The sequence below is a fragment of the Saprospiraceae bacterium genome (assembly GCA_016710235.1).
Taxonomy (GTDB): domain Bacteria; phylum Bacteroidota; class Bacteroidia; order Chitinophagales; family Saprospiraceae; genus Vicinibacter.
In genome coordinates, this window is sequence record JADJLG010000001.1 from 3,004,636 (window position 1) to 3,025,835 (window position 21,200).

Here is a 21,200-nt window from a genome sequence, read left to right on the forward strand (position 1 = left end):
CTAAAATGAAAATTTGTGTCTTACAAGCCGATTACTCCAGTTGTAATCATGATTATAAATACTATGACCCTCCTAGAGATTTAAATCAATGGTTGGACGGACATCAGGTAGAATATATCTTTCTACATAAACTTACCACATACAAACAACTTGCAGAGTTAAAGTCAAAAGAGTTTGACATTTTCATCAACCTGTGCGAAGGGTATCTAGAGTGGGAAGTTCCATCCTTGGATGTAATTTACTTTTTAGAACTCCTCCAATTACCATATACAGGCCCCACAGTGGATCTATATGACCCACCAAAACAGCTAATGAAGTACGTCGCATATTGTAACAATGTACTTTCTCCACAATATGCATTAATCAAAAATGTTGATCAATTAGAAGATAATATTTCACATCTTCAATTTCCACTTTTTGTAAAACCTGCCAAAGCAGGAGACAGCTTAGGAATTGATGAAAAATCTTTGTGTACAAATATTAATGAATTGCAATCCAAATGTTGCAGTTTATTAGATGAGTTTTCTGAAATTTTAGTTGAAGAGTACATTGATGGCAGGGAAGTAACTGTATTGGTTGCAGCCGGAATTGGAGAGTCCCAAGCGAGTATTGCTTTTCAACCAATAGAATATGTATTTCCAAAAAAGCATCGTTTCAAAACATACTCACTGAAAACAAATGAACTTCATGCTGATGCGAATATACCCTTCATAGAAGAGCCTGCCTGCTCTCAAATAAAACATGCAGCTATCAATATTTTTGACGGATTTGAAGGGTATGGATATGCACGACTTGATTTCAGAATAAACAAGAGTGGCAGGATTTATTTTTTGGAAATCAATTTTACTTGCAGTGTTTTCTATCCTCTTGGACTGGAAGGGTCAGCTGACCATATCCTAAAGCATACACCTGATGGCCATCAAATATTTCTGAATCAAATCATTGCAGAAGGAATTTACAGACATAAAGGAAAATTTAAACTCTATGAAATCAAACCAATTCAAATCATGGGTTATGGAATTTTTGCAAGGAATGATATCAAAAAAGATACAATAGTTTTTCCCGGTGAGGAGCGCAGTTACAGATTGGTATCCAAGAATTATGTCGAGAAGCATTGGGACGAAAAAAGGAAAACTGCATTTAAACATTATGCATATCCAGTGAGCCAAGACGTGTATATCGTCTGGGACAGAAACCCAACAGATTGGGCTCCACAAAATCATAGTTGCGAACCAAACACTGCTTATAACGGTCTGAATGTAATAGCGATTAGAAATATTGCATCAGGAGAAGAACTAACATTGGATTATGCTTCACTAATAGATGAAACGGCTGCGTCCTTTGAATGCAAATGTGGCAGTAAAAATTGCAGAAAACAAATCTATGGAACCCGAAAGTTATTTGGCAATAGTAGTCAAGGGTTTGAAAATTGAGTAAAGATTTTTATATCGATTATTGTTGTCGGACAGTTTGATAAACTTCACACAGCTTTAAAATATTTAAGCTGTTTGGTTTCAATCCATGAATTGTAGATGAAGCAAACCACGCGGTTTGGTCGTAGAAAAGAAAAATTACCGGTGATTCACTAATTAAAATACTATCCATCTTTCTATACATATCCATTCTTCTTTGATAATCTGTTTCAGTAACCGCATTATCATACAATGCATCGAAATTTATAGAAGAAAATCTCGTATAGTTTGGGGGTGCTGGATTTTTACTGTAGAATGGTGCGAAAAAATTTTCCTCATCCGGATAATCTGCAACCCATGAAGCACGGAAAACAGGGACTCCCCCTACCCTCATTTGTTCTCTGAGAGCTGATGTCTCCATCAATTCAATAGCACACTTTACTCCGATTTTTTGCCATTCTCCTGCAACGAATTGAATGATATCCAGATAGTCTTTATTGGTATAAATTTTAATTTCCGCGCCATGCTGCAGTCCAAAATACCCAGCAGAATCCAAAAGTGCCTTCGCCTTTTTCGGATTGTATTCGTAGCCTGAAATTAAATGCATGTCATTAGAAGCCATACCTTGAGGGACAAAGCCTTGCACGGCTGGAGTACCAATACCATGTCTTAATACTTTTATGAGTTGGGCTCGATCGATAGCAAAATTCAATGCTTGTCGTACAAGCCTGTTCTGAAGGCAATGGTCCGGCGGGAGTACCGTCCTGTTGATTCCTATATACTCTGTATTCAGAAAATTATTTTTATAGAAGGAGATAGATCTCCGTTTAGATCTTTTCAAATCTCCGTTTTCATCAAGGATATCACTTGCAAACCCTGAATGGATTCCGGAAAAAAAATCTATTTTCCCCTTTGAAAATTCCAGGTACGCCGAGGTCCTATCCTCAATAAAACTGATTCTGATTCCCTTCAACTTTGGAAGACCTTTGAGGTAAAAGTTTTCATTTTTTTTAAAAAACATTCCTTGCTTGCCCAACCATTTTTGCAATTGGAATGGTCCTGTCCCTACAGGATGTTCCGAAACAAAGCGTGATGTGTATTTTTGAAATTCTTCCGGTACAATACTACAGTAATGCATGGTAAGCATCTGCATTATTGGAGAAAAAGGCTGCTTTAAATGAAGGATAAAAATAGTATCTGAGGCTGCTTCAAATGGCATACTGTCTCTTAGCTTGCCAGCAAATACCCAACTTCCGGGGGTTGCCAGATTTTTGTCCATTAATCTAGAAAATGAATACTTTACATCTCTTGCAGTCAAAAGTCTAGTAGATTGCGGCTTAAATATGGTGTCATCTTGAAAGTAAATATCATTTCTCAAATGAAACTGATAGGTCAGACCCTGATCTAATATCTCCCAAGAGCTTGCAATCTCCGGAACAAGCTTCATTGAGTCATCCAAATCCAATAATTGATTGTACACATGCTCAATAGCCCACATATGGTTCAATGACTTCGCAAATGCAGGATCCAATGATGTTATAGGTGTTTGTTGATTATAGTGAAAAACCTCTTCGGAGTCTGCATCTGGCCTGAAGCAGCCGAAATGTAATATTGCAAGAATCACATAAGCAAAAATTCTCCTCAAGCTTTACTTTTATTAAGGCTGCAATTTAAGAAATTCCAAATCTTTTACTTTCGAAGCTTGGTTGAATTGTCAAAACTTCCTGGTAAACAATAGTCAACTTCTTCTGGGAATAAGGATATCTATGGAATATTGGAACTTATTTTACAAGCTCAACAAATTATTCTTTATTCTTTGATTACGGCTTTAAATTCAATGTATTCCTTGTTACTACATTCAAGGTAGTAGAGACCAGGTACCAAATGAGAAACATCTATCCAAAACAAATCGCTGTTCAACTGTCTCGCATTTACTTCAAATTTCCGACCGTCAGAAGTGATCATTTTAAATTGAATTTTTGAAAAATCCGGATTTGAACATTCAATGACAAGTGTGGCATGAACTGGATTAGGTTTACAGATAAATTGATTAGATTTAATTGATGGATCCTCCTCAGCAAGAACATCGCATTGAATGGTTCCTGAACGCAACTCACCACAGCCAAAGGAATCAACCATCTGTATTGAATATTGATCATGATTTTTCAACGTATCTCCAGGTTGGTTACCAATGTAATAAATGCCACCAACTTTTGACTCTGCATGCACGTTTAATCGAGCCAATCCGCTATTATTGCCCGCCAGATCTTTCAAGCAATCATAATCCACAATTAGTTGCGGTTTTGCATAGGCACAAGAATCAAAATCACAGTCGATCACGCCTTTGATTTGGCTGACACATCCTGCAGCATCTTTCACATCAATTACATAGGCTGTTCCTTGATCAAGATATATATTCATCGGTGTTTGTTGAACTGTAAAACCTCCAAGATCTCCGGACACCTGAGGCGTCAAACGCGCTTGAAACAATGTGTCGATACATTCTACGCTTACCTCGACTTTAAGGTTTGATTGAGAACAATCAAAAGGAGGACAATTCACTTTTCCTTCTTCTACGACATAGCAGGAGTCACTATCAATAATGATGATTTTATAATTCTCGCCATGTTTAAGTTGAGTACCATCTGGAGTGCCATATAAGTAATAAGCGCCGGAGCCTCCGAATCCCGAAATATGAAGGATCACATTTCCTGTTTGCCTTCCAATGCTATCTTTTATACATTCTGTGGTGAGTTGAATGTCTAAATTTGAATTTTTGCATTTTGCAGATAAGCTCCCACAATCTACAGTTAATTGCGAAAAAGCTCGACAAGACTTTGCATCTTCAACAAAAGCTTCAATCTTTTGTCCTGGAAAAAAGATTTCATCCTCAGTAGGTCCATAATAATGATGCATACCAGATCCACCCTTGGAAATATGCTTTACTTTCGCCAACACACCATAAATACAATCAGGAATTAGTTCTAAACTTAGCGCTGAATATGGAGTAGTGGCAGAAGGTTCTTTTATTGAGATACAAAAATTTCCCCCACTATTTTTTACAAGGGAATTGTCGGGCATGATTTGTAAAAAATAAGTCAGCCCAGAAGTCAATTGGTCGATTAATATTGGTCCTCGCATGGATCGATATTTGAGCCACATTGTAGTTCAACCATAGCATTGCATGCTCCGCCGAAAACTGCATATTGAACCATGATATCTGCTTCAAGGTCTAATAAAATCGCCCGATCACTGCCAGCAACAAACTTAAACCATACATCAGGACCTTGATAAACAGTACAAGAAGATTTCACTGTCGAATTTGAAGCATTCACCAAAGTATAACTTGCACATGGAGCATTTAAAGATAAAGGCAAGGAACTGACACAATCATCATTTGATGTTTGTGAAGGATCGAGTTCATTGACCTGCACACATTGTGCACCTTCTATAGTTGAGAAGTAACCAGAAATCTGAATAATGTATTCTTGCCCGATTTTGGGTTTTTAAGTAGATATTGCCCTTCTAAATCTTCTACACCAATTTCTGTCATAGTATTACAGTTTCCTGTGAATACACTAATCACAGCTGCATAGTCAGAGCGCGAAGTAATCTGTAAAGGTTTTGTAGAAGAGGGTTTAATACTAAACCACACGTCAGACCTTGACCTCAAATTGTATGACGGAGCCGGCCCATTCCAGTCAGCATTCACATTATTTGTTTTACTGCAGGGATCATTAATATCAATCCAAATCCGTGATTCACATTTATCGTTTGCCGGTTTGCTCTGTGGTAACGCACCTTTGCTTATTTTCAGACAATGAGTTCCTGATGCAAAACCAAATGTGTTTAATGCTACACTGAGTACTATAAAATACGTTTTTCCAGCCTCAACTTCAATTTCTAATTTTTCACCTGTAAATCCAAACTCATCAAGATTTTGACAATTTTTTTTCTGCAGGTTCTGGCAAGAGCTGCCTTCCCATATTTCAATAGTGCTATTGTAACTGGCGTTATCAATCACGTGCACCGTTCCTGTAAAATCAGGAGTAAACTTATAATAAACTGGCCTATTGACTGAAAGACCACAAGTACTATTTAAGGCAGTAGATGAGGAGAAATAATCAGATCCCAATTGACATGGTTGATCTACTTTTAATTCTATCGCATTATCACAACTGAGATTTGTTCTCTCGATCATAATATCATCCATAATTAAAATAGCACCATAATCATTCGATGTGCTTTCATAATCAAAAACTATTTTGAAAGGTGTACCATCACGCAGTATAGGCAATGTAATAGAGAACACGCTCATCTCCTTCACATCAGTTGTAAATACTTTTAATAACACATTACCTTGTGCGGACACCATATTGATCGTAAATACTGAGCTAGTTGCTTTTTTGAATTTCATCAACATACTCAATCCCATACCCTTGGCAAAAATATAATCTGAAGTGTAGATTGCAAATTTTCTTCTGGAATTATCATCACGATCCTCTTGAATGTAGTTTATACCACAATCTTTCCCCTTCTGAATAATTGCTTCGTCATGTTGACTTATTTTAAACTGATAATTTCCAATTAGTTTTTTACTTTCCCAACTGGATGGAATTGCACAAGTATTGAAATTCTCTAGTACGGACTGACCTGCAGAACTAACTATACAGATTGTTGCCCATGCAATAATTATAATGAATTTTTTCATTGATTCAGATTTTTGAGGGCTTAGAAAATATTGAATTTGCGAGCGTAAATTTTACCTCCACTGTTCAGTTGATAAATATATTCTCCTCTCGGCACTTTCCATTGTAACGGATCAAAAATTAAATTGTACGATCCTGCAGGTGTGTATTTGTCATGCAATTTAGCAATTGTCTTTCCATTTATTGATTTTATGTAAAGCGCAGTTTCAGAACCTACCAACTGCGAAAATTTGATTACAATTTGAGATGGATTGTATAGATCAGGGTTGTGGCCCAATAATACTGCATTGTTGTTCGAGCCTTTATTTTCAATGCCTGAGCAGGCTTCAACATCAAACAGAGCCAATCTCTTATAATTTGAACCCATTGAAAAATCAACCAATTCATCATCGACACACATCCATTGTTGCAATGTAGATCCAAAGACAGATCGGAAATCTGTTGCTTTTTGTTTGGCATCTTCAAAAAACAATAAGGTACCACCTGTACTCAATCCAGCATCGTCCAATACCATTGGATTTCCGTGAAAGCCTCCACTAAGTTTTTCTCCAAACATGAACATTGTAGATAAATTACCATGGTCGGTACCTTGTGATCCATTCTCTCGAATAGTACGACCAAACTCTGAATAAGTCATCACCGCTACATCAGTTTGAGCATTGTCTTTTTTGAGATCATCTAAAAACCAAGTGACAGCATTATTCAGCTCCAACATCAACCTTGGATGAATATTCATTTGACTTTCGTGAGTATCAAAGCCACCCATTGCGACTAAATACACACGAGTACCAAGACCACCCCGAATTAATCTGGACACTATTCCCAGATCGTTGGCAATATTATTATAACCTTGATTGGCTGGAGGAGTACTATATTGTTTTGATTTATTATAAGCTTGATAAATTTTTTCAGAGTATCGCAATGAATTATTTGTCAATTGGCGAAGAAAATTTTTTTCATCACCAATCTCACAATTCCCTAAGCCATCAGTACTATGCAGAGCCCCTCTTTGCGCAAACTGATAGAATTGGTTTGCATCATAAAAAACAAGCTCTGTCTGCCTTGCCTGTGGTGATAAAAATAAATAATCATTATAATAACCGATTCTCATCGCCGGAGGAACTGCAGTTGGCGTATCTTCCATAGCAGGGTAATCTTGCTCTAAAAATCTACCCATCCATCCGCTGTTATTTGTTTTATCATCTATCGAGTCACTAGCTGTTGACCAATACCTGTCCGATGTAAAATGAGAATAATCCTGATTGGGATATCCCACATTCTGGATGATGTTCATTTTTCCTTCCTTCCATAAAGGCATGAAGCCTGAAAGTTGTGAAGGTAGTGCCCAGTCAGGAGTACCATATCCGCTGAGCAACATAGAATCATCATAATGGGTACCATGTTTTAATGAAATATTAGGTCTGAGAGTATTTCTATAAAATTCATTTCCGACGGCTTCGCTGTGAGGGATCACCATATTCAGGCCATCATTTCCACCAAACATTTTTATCAAAACAAGGATTCTATTTTGATTGGAACCAGCAAAACTAGCCAGCAATTCAGGACTCAATAGTGGGCTGGCGGGAAGGCCTCCCAGCATTACCGATCCCAAACTCAACATTCCTCCTGCTCCAAGGAATTGTCTTCTATTCCAGTGAATATGTTCCTGATTGTGCAGATCTCCCAGACCTTGATCAAACCGAGGATTATTTTTGATTTCTTTTGATTTCATAGGACTAATGTTGACAAATCTTAAATGAGTTGAAACTCAGGAATAGTTACAAAATATTTCAATGTATTGAGTATCTGTGTTGGCACTGCTGAATAATCCAACGACCAAGTACCATTGATAAAATAGTTTGATGGTACGGGTGCTTTAAAAACGCCAATGGCTTGCTTGATGTATTCCTCATCCAATGGAATTGCAAAAAGATGCTCAGCAAACTTCTGTACAATAAAGTCCGGATCTTTACTATTGTTGGTTAGGTCTTTCAATAACTGACGGTACTTTTCTCTGGTAGAGGTTTTGTTGAGATAATAATCGAATTGCTCTGACATATATCGCCATCTTGTCACCAGGGTATGTTCATTTAACCAAGATCTGTAACCTTTCCAACCTGCAACGTTAGGAGGAAAAAACAATTGCTGCCCCAAATTGCTATTTTGATAATACATGGATTCCAAAGTTTTAATACCTCCACTTTCGGCTGTATTTTCAAAGATTTGTTTGCTGCTATTGTACTTCGGAATAAAATAATCTTCGTCTAGTTCAAGTCCCATTGCACGGTAGAACTGTATCATCATATCAAATGGGCTTTTGATGTTTAAGCCCATGGATTCTTCTTGAAAAAAATGATCGCTAGAAAATAATTTTATCAATACATCTTGAATGCTCCATGCCTTTTTAAACTCATCAGCCATAGCATTTACGATATCTGCCGGAGGATCATCATACAAATAAAATTTATACAATTTCGTGCAGATAAAATGAGCAATCTCACTTGTACGTTGCCTGAAAATGATATCGATTACATCTCTATAGTCCGAATTTGCAGCAATTTTAGCTGCAGTTTCAGTAGATGGATTTCTTCCTGCTATTGTACCACCCAAAAATGTTTTGCGACCAAAATCGTGATAGTTTTTTCCCCTGAAATAATAATTATCCAATTTGTCTGGATTCGTAAAGTCGGCAACAGCTACAGGAAAATACTCTCCAACTACTCCGTTATTATAATAAGCTGTTTTGATACCCCAACCGGTCAAAGCTCGAGCAATTTCAACTATATCTTTTTCAGTATAATTGCCCGGACCCATCGTAAAAAGTTCTAACAGTTCTCTGGCATAATTATTATTCGGCACAGGACCACTTACGTATCCACTCAGGTAAATCAACATCAGTGGAGTTCTACCGATATGATATACAAAATCCTTAAAATTTCCCAGTGCAAAATAATGGTTCATGTAGTAATACTGATAGTTAAATGACAACCATTGCCCATCAGGAGTCGAAACAAAATGATTTGCCCAAAACAAAGCTAACTTATGTCGCAATCCTTCCTTCACCATACCGTGAATCCAAAGATTGACCAGATGATTATACCGCGATTGGTTAATTACAGTATATTGACCTCTGTAATCTCTGTTTGCCTCCAATGGAGGTTGATTAGGTGGTGGCTGGGTATGAACGTTCACAGATTTGAAATCTTTCCAGATATAAGAATAATCTGCGAGTGCATTCTTTTCTCCTGGCAAAGGATGCGAAACCGCTGAGGCAAATAGTTTTTTAATGTAAGCCTCTGGATCAGATTCTTTCAGAGCATTTTGGATTTCGGCAAGAGTTGCACCTCCTTTTAATTTATTTAAAAGGTGTCTCACCCTTCTTTCATTCCAAGGCATTTCGGGATTAGGAACATACTTATCCAAAGTTCCTTTGAGGCAAGTTGCCGTTGACATATCTTTGGTTTTTTGACCTTGCAAGATACAAAATTCGATTTGGCTAAACAAAGGTAAAGCCAAAAAAAATATATTGTTTGATCAACTATGCCAATTCCGGCAAAGCCCAATAGTATCCAACTAATTCATGAATAGAAAGCAAGACCGGCACAGCGTCTAAAGATTCATTTTTGTTCATCCAATCCGCCCGTTCGATTTGCTCTTCAATTTGAACTTTGATCTGATCTGGCATAGGCGCATTCAGGATGTACCAGGAAGTTTTTTTTAACACCCGTTTGTTTTCGTTGTCTCGGTAAATATGAAATGTGTTCTTTAATTTGCTGATCAAATCTAGATTTTGTAGCCCTGTCTCCTCTTCACATTCCCGGACAGCCGCTGCTCTTGGTTTTTCATTGTCGTCCAACTTTCCTTTAGGCAAATCCCAGACATTGCGTCTGAAAATCATAAGGATCCTGCCATCCTCCCTGCGGATGATTCCTCCGGCGGCTGGAACCCACTTAAACAAACTCTTAAAATCCTTGTAAAGGGTATCCAAATCGTCCGTTTGTAAGGCAATCTCATCGAAACGGGATGACTTTTCTAAGGTGTCCAGATATTGGAAAAGTGATTTCTTCGAACCTGAATATGGCACTTTCAGGCACTTTGCTGACAGTTGTAAATTTGCAAAATGCTCCTTATCCACAAGATGTAATACCTTGTCATTAATGTATATTTTATAACTTTGCTTACTAATTTTCATTTGTTTGTGACTCTACTTTCCCAAAATATTGCCGATCAATTGCTGCAAATTAAAGCAATTCAACTCAACCCTCAAAATCCATATACTTGGGCTTCAGGCCTACGCAGTCCAATCTATTGTGACAATAGGCAGATTCTCAGTTTTCCTGAAGCAAGGAAGCATGTTATATTTGCTTTGGCCAGGGTAAGTTCGGAGTTTGCTGATGTAGATGCCATAGCTGGTGTGGCTACTGCGGGGATTCCCTGGGGTGCTTATGTGGCTGATCGGCTCGACCTCCCTTATTGTTATGTCAGATCTAAACCAAAGGATCATGGACTCAAGAATCTTATAGAAGGCAAGATACCCACCGGTAGCAATGTTGTGGTAGTAGAAGATTTGGTATCGACCGGAGGTAGCTCTTTTGAAGCCATTGAGGCATTAAAAGCAGAAGGAATGACGATAGCAGGGGTGGTCTGTATCTTTCACTATGGTTTTGCCCAAACATTGCAAAAATTCGCAGAAAATAAGGTGGAATGCAAGTCGTTGACTAATTTTTCAATTCTTTTGGAACGATCTTTGCATTCGCAGTACATATCAGGAGATGACTTCACAAAACTCAAATCCTGGAATCTTAATCCCAAGGCATGGTCTGATCAATTTCAGTCATCTCTTTAATCGTTACCATACCTTATGTCACTCATTACAAAGAAGTCCGAAGAATTCTTACACAAATATCTCAACCAAGCCTCTCCTACAGGACACGAATCCGAAGGACAGAAACTTTGGTTGGACTATATCAAACCATACATAGATGATTGGAAGCTGGATGCCTATGGTACGCTATTCAGCATAATCAATCCTAACCAGAAATTTCGGGTCGTTTTAGAGGGTCATGCAGATGAAATATCGTGGATGGTAAACTACATTTCTGATGATGGATTTATCTATGTCATCCGCAACGGTGGTGCAGACCAATCCATTGCTCCATCCAAGCGAGTGCAAATTTTGACACCGAAAGGTAAGATTCCCGGTATATTTGGTTGGCCTGCAATTCATACCAGAAAAGGGAATGATACAAATCTGACTGCCACCCTGGAGAACATTTTTATTGATGTAGGCGCAAAAGATAAAGATGAAGTCCTCAAGATGGGTATCCATGTTGGATGTATCGTCATGTACGAGGATAGTTTATTTACATTAAACGATAGATATTACGTTGGCCGAGCATTGGACAATAGGATAGGTGGTTTTTGCATCGCTGAAGTTGCAAGACTTTTACACAAGAACAAAATCAAACTTCCATTTTCACTTTATATTGTCAATTCTGTTCAGGAAGAGGTCGGATTACGTGGTGCTGAAATGATTGCCCGCACGATTCAACCGAATATCGCCATAGTGACTGATGTCACGCACGACACTCATACGCCAATGATCAAGACAAAAGAACAAGGAAGTATCAAGTGTGGTGATGGGCCGGTGATATGTTATGCACCCTCAGTGCATAATAAATTACAGACTTTAATTATACAAACTGCTGAAAAAAATAAAATCCCCATACAAAGGACTGCAGCTTCTCGCACAACAGGTACAGATACTGATGCTTTTGCATATTCAAATGGAGGAGTACCCTCTGCATTAATATCTTTGCCTTTGAGATATATGCACACAACAGTGGAGTCAGCTCACAAAGATGACGTAGAGAATATTATACAATTACTTTATGAGTTGATGCGAGCGATCGACCCTAAGGAAAGTTTGCGTTATTTTTAATATCATAAGAAAATCAATAAGTTACGGTTCAATTGTTATTCCCGTATTTTACGGCTTGATAATAGTATGCATCATCACTTGCATTAATTATTTGATATCAAATTCCGGTCGTAGACTTACAATTGATGGCCTTGCACATGGTATGGCAACCGTAAGCATGTATTATTATTTCAGGGATTTATGCAGTGAAAAAAAACGGATTCCCCTTAAGAAACTGATCATTTTTGCAAGCTGTGCCGGTTTAAGCTTCATCATGTTTTTACTTTATCCATTGAAAATTAATACTCAGCTTATTATTTCGATCAGTTTGTTCTTAATCATGCTCTCATATGAAAATCCATGGCACAAACCCGCTTTGCGGAAAGTACCATTGGTTAAAAACGTTATCATTGGGCTTGCCTGGGTAGCCGTGACGATTACAGGAATTCAATCAAACCTTAATTCGAATCTATGGGTGTGGATGGTGTGGATATTTTTGCATACTGTGTGCCACTCCATATTTTTTGATATTAAAGATCGGCATATCGACTTATCAACAGATCATTCTACATTGGCTCAACGAGCCACAAATCATCAACTGAGATTTATCAGTTTTGGAATTTACTTTTTCATTGCAGTCGTTGAATTGGCAATTTACCAATATGGCAATATCACCATTAAAGGTTTGTACTTTTGCTTAGCAGTAAATTTTGCCTTATCGTATTTCTTCCAAAATCCCAATGTATTCGAAAAAAAAGGTATAGTGTACACTACTGATCTGATAATACCTTTTAAATTAATTTGCTTGAGTTTATTTGCAAAGTGGCAACTCTGAAATGCACCAATAAAAAGCTTATTTCACAAAACAATTCGATGGTTTCAATCATTATTTGATTTTGTTTTTTAAAATCCAGAATTAAGGTTTTCGATGAGGAAAAACAATTTAAAAAAAATCCAATGCAAGAAGTCTATATAGTTTCCGCAAAGCGAACACCAATGGGTAGTTTTGGTGGAAGTTTAAGTCAATTGACAGCTCCCCAACTCGGATCAATCGCCATAAAGTCTGCCGTTGAAGCTGCAAAAATTGACCCAAATCTGGTGGAAGAAGTTTATTTTGGAAATGTGATTGCCGCCAATTTAGGCCAAGCACCGGCTCGACAAGCTGCTTTAGGCGCAGGGTTAAATCCTTCGACACGATGCACCACAGTGAACAAAGTATGCGCTTCTGGCATGAAATCAATAATGTTAGCTGCACAATCTATACAATTAGGCTTAGCAGAGGTAGTGGTGTGTGGTGGAATGGAAAGCATGAGTAATGTACCACATTATCTCCCAGGTATGCGGTGGGGCACAAAGTATGGCAATTCGGAGATTGTGGATGGGCTAGCAAAAGATGGATTAGTCGATGCTTATGGCAAAATGGCAATGGGTGTTTGTGCTGATGCCACGGCGACAAAATTTCAAATTACCAGAGAAGCACAAGATCAGTTTGCCATAGATTCATATAAGAAATCAGCCGAAGCAACAGCTGGTGGTAGATTTGTAGCAGAAATCGCTCCGGTAAGCATACCACAGAAAAAGGGAGATCCTGTCTTGATTTCAGAAGATGAGGAATTCAGGAAAGTTGATTTTTCAAAAATTGCAGGACTCAGACCTGCTTTTAGCTCGGATGGTACTGTGACTGCAGCAAATGCTTCTACCATAAATGACGGAGCCTCTGCTCTGGTTTTGATGTCGGCAAAAAAGCTGAAAGAACTTGGACTTCAGGCTATAGCCCAGATTGTATCTTATGCAGACGCAGAACAAGAACCTGAATGGTTTACAACAGCTCCAACTATAGCAGCCCCTCTCGCTGCAAAAAGAGCTGGATTGAGTCTCGAGCAGGTAGATTTTTTTGAGGTAAAGGAAGCTTTTGCTGTTGTGCCACTCGCATTTGCTCAAGTATTGGCTGTGCCTTTAGAAAAAATCAATATCAACGGTGGCGCCGTTTCCCTTGGACATCCCTTGGGAAGTTCAGGTTCCAGAATCGTCGTAAGTCTTATCCATGTGCTTCAACAAAATTCAGCTCAAATCGGTCTTGCAGCTATATGCAATGGTGGAGGTGGAGCTTCAGCACTGGTTGTAAAACGGGTCTGATCCGGTTTGATTTTCATTAGATCTTATTGAATTTATTCGTTTTGAATATGCGGAAAATTGCTGAGTGAAATAACGTATTTTGCTTTCTTCAATGCAAAAAGTAAAGAACATTATTCTATTAAAAATTTTCAGAAAGAATAATTCAATCATTCTGAAAAGCCCGATTTCAGTTGTTGAAATTGAAATATATAATAGCTATATAAAAAAAAGTATTAGAGAAATTGATTTTCAATCTACTAACTTCAGAAGCTTTAATTCTGTAGGATGGAGGAGCTTTAGATTTTGCAATATTAGTGACATCGATTCCAACTCCCTGCTTCATGATCGATTATTTATGTCAACGGATTTCAATATCAAGGATTTTAAGTTCAGGGAGTCTTTGTCGTAATTGATCAAGAATTTTTTGACGATTCATCATCAATTCTTTTTTCAATGAAGAGGAGTTCAATTTTACGATCACAGTATTATCAATATATCTTAGCTCCAGTGTGTATGATTTGATAAAATCGCCAAATATATTCTCCCAGGCTTGCATGATATCCTTCTTGATAAGATTTGATTTCAGTTGCTTTTGGTTTTTAAATTCCGCAAGTATTTCATTCAGTTTTTGCTCGTTATTTTTTTTCATCTTTTATAGCGAATTGAGCTTTCCATCAACCATTTGAGTATAAAACACTTTCCCGGAAAGAGATTGTGACACTTCCCTACTCCTCTCAATATCTGTATCCGTAATAAAACACTGATCTATTTTTTCGTCTGCGATCAACTGCACCAATTGCATCACACGGTTCCTATCTAATTTCGAAAAGATATCATCCAATAAAAAAACCGGTGTAGTGTGTAGTCGAGTGGCCAGTAATCGGTATTGAGCCAATTTCAGAGCCAATAGTGCTGTCTTCATCTGGCCCTGGGATCCCTGCACCCTAAGTTTATAGTTCTGAAAAACCGGCTCAAACTGATCTTTGTGAACGCCTACATTTGTCCTCAATGAAAAATAATCTTTCTCCCTGGATTGACTCAATTGCTGTGGAAAATCTCTGTCCAAATCAGACACATATTCCAACAATGAGTCTTGCTTTCCGTCACTAATTTTCCTTGAAAATTCGATGTAAAGAGGCAGAATGCTCTTTACTAATTCCTTTCTCTGCTCATAAATAGGGACCCCATGAAAAATCAACTTCTCATCATAAATATCCAAAAGTGCATGATCTATTTTCTGATTCTTTTCTGAGCTCGCAATGAAGCATTTCTCTGTTTTAAATACTTGTTGTACTCCAATAAATGAAACAAATACCGGTGGTCAAACTGAACTAAAGAATGATTTAGAAAACGACGGCGATTCTCACTGTCCTGGCTGAATGCAAAAATATCATCAGGAGCAATCATGATCACTGGAATTCTACCTATATGGTCAGCGTTTTTCTGATAAACTTTATCATCAAATGAAATTTCTTTTTGAAGACCTGAAAGAACTTTAACTTTAAGTTCATGCGATTGATCAGACTGGATCACAGCTTTCAATCGAAAATAAGATTGGGCGTAATTAAATATTTCTTTGTCTGTGTGGTGAAACCAGCTTTTGGTCATACCACAATAATACACTGCATCCAAAAAATTGGTTTTACCTGCCCCGTTTTCGCCAACTATAAAGTACATTCCCCGACCAACTGAAAAATTTTCAATTTGCAGGTTTTTGAAGTTGACAAAAGTAATATCTGTAAAATACATGAATTCCGGTATGACATCTTGTGGCGCATTCTAAAGCTCTGCTATGACTGCATGGACACAAAAAGCCAAAGTTAAAACATTATTTTCAGGCTGTTATGGCTTAAATGTTCTAGTGCCCTAAACTTGAAATGTTGCAATAAGATACTGGGGAATTGTAAATTTGCGTCTTACAATAAAGCGAGCTAATCATGGCTGAAGTCATAAGTAAAAAGAAAAGTACTGTAAAACCCCAAAATAAAGGGCTAAACTATCCTAAATCTACCTGGATGCAGTGGTACGAGACTATTTTGAGAGTCAGGAGATTTGAAGAAAGGACCCTTATGATGTACTCTCAGCAAAAAATCAGAGGATTTTGTCATGTTTATATAGGACAAGAAGCCATTGCCGCTGCTATGACTACTGCCATAAGACCAGAAGATGCAGTAGTGACCGCTTACCGACAACACGGTACTGCGCTATCACGGGGCTTGAGTGCAAGATCATGTATGGCAGAGCTCTATGGCAAAGCTACCGGCTGTGTCAAAGGGAAAGGTGGCTCTATGCATTTTTTCAGTAGAGAACATAGATACTTTGGAGGAAATGGCATCGTAGGTGCACAGATCCCCATCGGGACTGGAATTGCTTTTGCAGAAAAATATAAAGGAACAGAAAATATTTGTGTGACAATGTTTGGAGATGGTGCCGCAAGGCAAGGTGCATTGTACGAATCCTTCAACATGGCAATGACCTGGAAGCTTCCAGTACTTTATATCGTTGAAAACAATGGATATGCTATGGGCACTTCTATTCAACGCACTAGTAATGTTGTTGATCTGTATAAAATAGGCCAAGCGTTTGAAATGGAATCCGGGCAAGTCGACGGCATGAGACCGGATCTTGTACATGAAGCTTTGGAGAAAGCTGCAAAATATGTCAGAAGTGGAAAGGGACCCTATTTTCTAGAAATAAAAACATACAGATACAGAGGTCATAGTGTATCTGACCCTGGCAATTACAGAACAAAAGAAGAGCTCGAGCATTACAAAATGCTCGATCCCCTACTTTTTACTGAACAGTTCATTGAAAGCAATAAAATTGCGACAAGTGAAGAGATGGAAATCATTCAAAACAAAATCAAAGCAGAAGTGGATGATGCTGTTCAATTTGCTGAGGATTCTCCATTTCCAACAGCTGAAGGTCTATATGAAGACAACTATGTAGAAAGCGACTATCCTTATCTTACATAATTCGTGAAGCTCAAGTACATTGTCCTCATCATGACCGGCATCATCTTGCTGGCAGGTGTATTATTTTACAATCAATCCGAATCTTCTCAGGATGTCAAAGAGCTACAGACCAAGTCTTATCCTGAGATCCATTTACCACAGAGCTCTAAACCGGCACCTACAAAAGTTTTACTCAAAGATCGTTTGGTTTCTGTTCCAGCCTATGTTTATGATATGTTGGAATTTGTGGAAGAAAATGGAGTTGCTCCTGAGAATTTTGTAGGAGGAAGAATATTTCAAAATAGAGAAAAAAGGTTGCCTCAAAAAATGGAAGGCCAGAAAAAGATCATTTATCGCGAATGGGATGTTCATCCGAAAGATCCAATCAAAAACCGAGGGGCAGAAAGGCTCATTACCGGGGACGATAAGTCAGCCTATTATACAAAGGACCATTACTCTACTTTTTTAAAACTCAAATAATGCATCCGATAAAACTTTTTATTGAAAAACCGGATCAGAAATTTCAATCATCTGATCATGTCTTGAATATTACTTTAGATGGAAAGGAATGCCCTGATGCAAACTCGTTTTATTCTGTCATCCAAAAGTTATTTCATTTTCCGGATTATTTTGGAAAAAACTTAGATGGGCTATTTGACTGCATGACAGACCTTTCTTGGATAGAACAAAAGCATATTGAACTGCTTATTTGCAATCCGGATCAAATTATGGAGTGTGAAGAACATGACACCGATCTTTTTATCAATTTTCTATTCCTCATCGATGAAGTCCTGATTGAATGGTCATTAGATGAAGAGAGGTTGGTTCCAAACAAGTCCTTTGATTGTTTTATACAAGGCACCACAAAAATCCAAAATCAATTGGACGAAAATGACATCATCTATGAATGGATGATTCATAACCAGGAAACTGCGGACAATTCTACTTTTTCTTCTTAAATGGATCCCAATTTTTGAGCTTTTCCTTTGCTTTCTCAATTTCTTCTTTGGTGGATTCATTGAGCACTTTTCCGGCTTTGTCATTCAATACATCTTTTCCTTTATTTATTAAGGTAGTATCTACATATTTTCCTGCTTCTTTTTTTACCTGGTCTACAGCTTTTTGCTCTGCTTCTTTTATTTTTTCATTAGCAACTCGACGAAGGCTATCTTCGACACGTTTTGCTTCTACCATCGCTTTATCCTTTGCTTTCCTCAACTCTTGTTCCGCTAAAGTTCTCAGCGAATCTTCTGCTTTTTTCTTGACATCGTCCAAAGTCTGTTGCACCACATTCTGAGCTGAATTTCCATCAGAACCCAATAAATTAAATTTGATATCCGGATTAGCAATACTGCCTTTTAATCCAACTGCAATGTTAATATACTCACCAACTGAAATCGGAATTCCTGTTTGCGTTGAAAGAGTGTTTAAAAAACCAATGCCTTTGTCCACAACGCCACCATCCGGAATTTTATTCAATTTCTCACGTGGTATTTTAAATACAAATTTATAATCCATCGGCCCTGAAATTTGGTGTGTCCCTGATACCTTCATATCAACGTCAGCAATTTTCTTTTGGAATTCTTTCACGGAAACAGCTCCATTTTCTACCTGAAACCAGTTTTTGGTATTCTCCAGAGAAATTGATTTAAATTCTTTCAAATTTAGCTTATCCGCAATACTCTCTACCGGCTTAAACCCTCGCACTATCCCATTTATTGTTTCTATCAGACCATTGACATTGATGGTAGAAAAATCAGGCATCATATCTTTTTTCAGAGATCCTGAGGCAACAAAGCTGGTATTGAAAATTCCTTCAATATACTGCGCGATAGGGGCAAGAAGTTGGAAAGAAATGATGGATTTGTACATCTGCGAAAACTGAATTTTACTCAGGTCGTATTTTAGATCAAAAGTTGGTTTATCCGGATTCTGGGTGTTATATACTCCATTTAAATTCATTGTGCCTCCCATAGCCGAACTCTTCAAATCATGCATTTCCAATTGCTGATCAACCAATCTGGCTGATCCGCTGAAATTCTTCAAATTGAGTTTGTCATATTTAAAATCACTAAAACTAAATAGAAAATTCATATCCATATTTCCGGGCAAAACAAAAGCTGTTTCCTCCGTAGGAGTTGCTGCAGATTGCGTGCTGCTTTCTTCTGCCATCAACTTGTCAAGGTTGAACGAATTTCCATTGATTGTCATATTTCCATTGAGTTTTCGGTTGATGAGAGCATAGCCCATCAGGTTGGTCAACTGGCCTTTTACATTGACACTGTTTTCATTTACTACCATTTTCAATTGCTCAATATCCAGTTTGTCATCATTGTATTTGACGTTTGAACTCATTTGGGATATGGTATAATTGTCATAAGCCAATTTTCCAACATCCGCTTTAGCAGTTAGATCCAGTTGATCAAAAATACCAAGATCATCACTTGAGCCTCCATTGGCAGTGGTAGCTGAACCGGAACTCGATGCTTCGTCGGACATCCACTCATTCGCATCAAAAAAGGAGGATTGCATTTGGAGATTTACAGAAGTTTTACCCTTTCCCACGATGATCTTCAAGGGATTGTTGATTTGTCCGGACAGGGCCAGATCCGAATTCCCCAGCTGCATTTTACTATCGCTGATTACGGCTTTCTGTGGAGAGAATTGCGTGCTCATGTTAGTGATGGAAATGGCCGGTGTTCCGGGAGAAGAGTAATAAACATCACGCAAAAGGCATGCTCCTTCCATCTTGATGTTTTCATAATCTTCCGCTTCCACTTGCGCTTGAGTAGCATCAAACTTAATATCTGCATTGATTTGACCTTTGAGCTGCACCTGAGGATCGAGCGGCATCACTGATTTAAAATCCTCGAAATCAATGGCTCCACTGACGAATCCCACAACGTGTGGATCTTTGGTCAACCTGTCCAGATGAAAAGCTGCCCTGATAGGTTTCTGATTGAGTAAAAGTTGAAGAGGGTCGATTTGAAGGTTCATTTGATCCAAGACAGGTCCGGTATTTGAACTCAGTAAATGGAATTGTATCTTTTGCAAATTTGCCGGCATTCCCGGATACTGTACAAAACCATCTTTCACGTCAAGCAAAATATTCCATGATGGGTATATCTCCTTTAGTGAATGATATAAACCCTTCACAGAACCTTCAAACAGGTAACTGCCGTCTGCTTTTACAGAAGCATAATCCTTTGTATATGCATGTGGAATCAATGAGAAGAGATTCTTGAATTGATTTTGAGGACTGCTAAACTTTAAATCCATATCTATGCCATCATCTTCCATCAACTTTAGCTTACCAGTAGCATCAAGGTTAAACTCATTTAACTTTAGAGCATGATTTCTTATAGTGAATAAGTTTTGCTGCTGATCAATGTCCAAATCCAACTTCAGATTCAGCTGAGCTTGTGTCAAATAAGTCATCAGACCTGTGCTTGCTGAGATACTATCTATAGTTGTTGTTGTATTTAAATGGACCAGATTATTACCGAAATCTCCGTTGCCGGCATGAGTTAAGCCTTTGATGGATATATTCATTCCACCTACAGAGTGATCATTGTAGAGTATTGTGCAATTCACCAATTCGTAATTCTCTAACTTGAGCATCAGAGGTTCTGAAGCCACTGTACCTGTGTCAGGACTAGCTGCATAGATCTGATAATTTGCGGTGCTATCTGCATATTGTTGGATGTTAATAAAGCCATCATAAAGGTGTAAACCATTGATCTGAAAACCTGATTTCAGTTTGAACAACTGCCAGAAACTAATGGTGATGTCCAAAGATTTTGCAGAAAATAAAACACTACTATCAGGAGCAACATAGCTGGTGACTTTAGGCGTAATAATCGCTGCAGTGAAACTCGGAAAATGTTTGAATAAAGTCAGATCAACATCTCCAAATTCCAATTTCCCGTTTATTTGTTTACTGGCTGTTTCAGCAATTTTTGCTACAACCTGTTTTTTGAACAATATTGGTAAAAGAACTGCAGCCAGCAGCAGAAATCCTACCAACACCAGAATCCATTTTAACCATTTGAAAATGCCTGTACTTGCCATATTTTTATAATCAAAGAAT

Annotated in this window: 19 protein-coding genes; 8 read left to right on the forward strand and 11 right to left on the reverse strand. The window is 38.0% G+C overall.

Going from position 1 to position 21,200, the window contains the following annotated elements; translation table 11 throughout:
• Window positions 1-5 precede the first annotated feature (5 nt).
• Window positions 6-1,433, forward strand: coding sequence for an SET domain-containing protein-lysine N-methyltransferase (locus IPI99_11965; protein MBK7341230.1), 1,428 nt, complete (start codon window positions 6-8; stop codon window positions 1,431-1,433).
• 19 nt (window positions 1,434-1,452) lie between these two features.
• Here IPI99_11965 and IPI99_11970 read toward each other — a convergent pair whose 3' ends face one another.
• The 7 genes from IPI99_11970 to IPI99_12000 form a co-directional block, all read right to left on the reverse strand.
• Entirely contained in the window at window positions 1,453-3,057 is a 1,605-nt protein-coding gene (locus tag IPI99_11970) for an ABC transporter substrate-binding protein (protein MBK7341231.1), read from the reverse strand.
• 164 nt (window positions 3,058-3,221) lie between these two features.
• On the reverse strand, window positions 3,222-4,553 hold the full coding sequence (locus IPI99_11975; protein ID MBK7341232.1) for a T9SS type A sorting domain-containing protein: 1,332 nt from the start codon (window positions 4,551-4,553) through the stop codon (window positions 3,222-3,224).
• On the reverse strand, window positions 4,535-4,846 hold the full coding sequence (locus IPI99_11980) for a hypothetical protein (GenBank protein MBK7341233.1): 312 nt from the start codon (window positions 4,844-4,846) through the stop codon (window positions 4,535-4,537). The genes IPI99_11975 and IPI99_11980 overlap by 19 nt, the downstream gene beginning before the upstream one ends.
• Before the next feature lie 14 nt (window positions 4,847-4,860).
• Window positions 4,861-6,123 (reverse strand): hypothetical protein, encoded by a 1,263-nt coding sequence (locus tag IPI99_11985; protein MBK7341234.1) that lies wholly within the window; start codon window positions 6,121-6,123, stop codon window positions 4,861-4,863.
• A 20-nt stretch (window positions 6,124-6,143) separates the two neighbouring features.
• Window positions 6,144-7,853, reverse strand: coding sequence for a DUF1501 domain-containing protein (locus IPI99_11990; GenBank protein MBK7341235.1), 1,710 nt, complete (start codon window positions 7,851-7,853; stop codon window positions 6,144-6,146).
• A 20-nt stretch (window positions 7,854-7,873) separates the two neighbouring features.
• The gene (locus IPI99_11995) at window positions 7,874-9,574 is read right to left on the reverse strand and encodes a DUF1800 domain-containing protein (GenBank protein MBK7341236.1); all 1,701 of its coding nucleotides are present in this window, start codon (window positions 9,572-9,574) and stop codon (window positions 7,874-7,876) included.
• An 85-nt stretch (window positions 9,575-9,659) separates the two neighbouring features.
• Window positions 9,660-10,313, reverse strand: a complete 654-nt coding sequence (locus IPI99_12000; protein MBK7341237.1) for an NUDIX domain-containing protein — start codon at window positions 10,311-10,313, stop codon at window positions 9,660-9,662.
• Window positions 10,314-10,319: 6 nt separating this feature from the next.
• Between IPI99_12000 and IPI99_12005 the strand changes: the two genes are divergently transcribed.
• From IPI99_12005 to IPI99_12020, 4 genes are all read left to right on the forward strand, one after another.
• Complete coding sequence (locus tag IPI99_12005; GenBank protein MBK7341238.1) at window positions 10,320-10,967, forward strand: orotate phosphoribosyltransferase; 648 nt, start codon at window positions 10,320-10,322, stop codon at window positions 10,965-10,967.
• A gap of 15 nt (window positions 10,968-10,982) precedes the next feature.
• Window positions 10,983-12,062, forward strand: coding sequence for a M42 family metallopeptidase (locus IPI99_12010; protein MBK7341239.1), 1,080 nt, complete (start codon window positions 10,983-10,985; stop codon window positions 12,060-12,062).
• A gap of 91 nt (window positions 12,063-12,153) precedes the next feature.
• Entirely contained in the window at window positions 12,154-12,876 is a 723-nt protein-coding gene (locus IPI99_12015; GenBank protein ID MBK7341240.1) for a UbiA prenyltransferase family protein, read from the forward strand.
• Window positions 12,877-12,998: 122 nt separating this feature from the next.
• A complete protein-coding gene (locus IPI99_12020) occupies window positions 12,999-14,177 on the forward strand; it encodes an acetyl-CoA C-acyltransferase (GenBank protein ID MBK7341241.1) in 1,179 nt (392 codons plus the stop codon).
• 337 nt (window positions 14,178-14,514) lie between these two features.
• Here the strand turns inward: IPI99_12020 and IPI99_12025 are convergent, their stop codons facing one another.
• The 3 genes from IPI99_12025 to IPI99_12035 are packed head-to-tail and all read right to left on the reverse strand — an operon-like array spanning window position 14,515 to window position 15,905.
• On the reverse strand, window positions 14,515-14,805 hold the full coding sequence (locus tag IPI99_12025; GenBank protein ID MBK7341242.1) for a DUF721 domain-containing protein: 291 nt from the start codon (window positions 14,803-14,805) through the stop codon (window positions 14,515-14,517).
• Between the two features lie 3 nt (window positions 14,806-14,808).
• Window positions 14,809-15,375 carry a hypothetical protein gene (locus IPI99_12030; protein ID MBK7341243.1) on the reverse strand — a complete coding sequence of 189 codons (567 nt, stop codon included), beginning with the start codon at window positions 15,373-15,375 and terminating at the stop codon, window positions 14,809-14,811.
• 11 nt (window positions 15,376-15,386) lie between these two features.
• Window positions 15,387-15,905, reverse strand: coding sequence for an AAA family ATPase (locus IPI99_12035; protein ID MBK7341244.1), 519 nt, complete (start codon window positions 15,903-15,905; stop codon window positions 15,387-15,389).
• A 188-nt stretch (window positions 15,906-16,093) separates the two neighbouring features.
• Between IPI99_12035 and pdhA the strand changes: the two genes are divergently transcribed.
• From pdhA to IPI99_12050, 3 genes are read left to right on the forward strand one after another with little or no spacing between them, the layout of a single operon-like run.
• Entirely contained in the window at window positions 16,094-17,131 is a 1,038-nt protein-coding gene (gene pdhA / locus IPI99_12040; GenBank protein MBK7341245.1) for a pyruvate dehydrogenase (acetyl-transferring) E1 component subunit alpha, read from the forward strand.
• A gap of 30 nt (window positions 17,132-17,161) precedes the next feature.
• A complete protein-coding gene (locus IPI99_12045; GenBank protein MBK7341246.1) occupies window positions 17,162-17,590 on the forward strand; it encodes a hypothetical protein in 429 nt (142 codons plus the stop codon).
• A complete protein-coding gene (locus tag IPI99_12050; GenBank protein ID MBK7341247.1) occupies window positions 17,590-18,069 on the forward strand; it encodes a barstar family protein in 480 nt (159 codons plus the stop codon). The genes IPI99_12045 and IPI99_12050 overlap by 1 nt, the downstream gene beginning before the upstream one ends.
• Here the strand turns inward: IPI99_12050 and IPI99_12055 are convergent.
• Window positions 18,053-21,181 carry a hypothetical protein gene (locus tag IPI99_12055; protein ID MBK7341248.1) on the reverse strand — a complete coding sequence of 1,043 codons (3,129 nt, stop codon included), beginning with the start codon at window positions 21,179-21,181 and terminating at the stop codon, window positions 18,053-18,055. The genes IPI99_12050 and IPI99_12055 overlap by 17 nt on opposite strands.
• Between the last annotated feature and the right edge of the window lie 19 nt (window positions 21,182-21,200).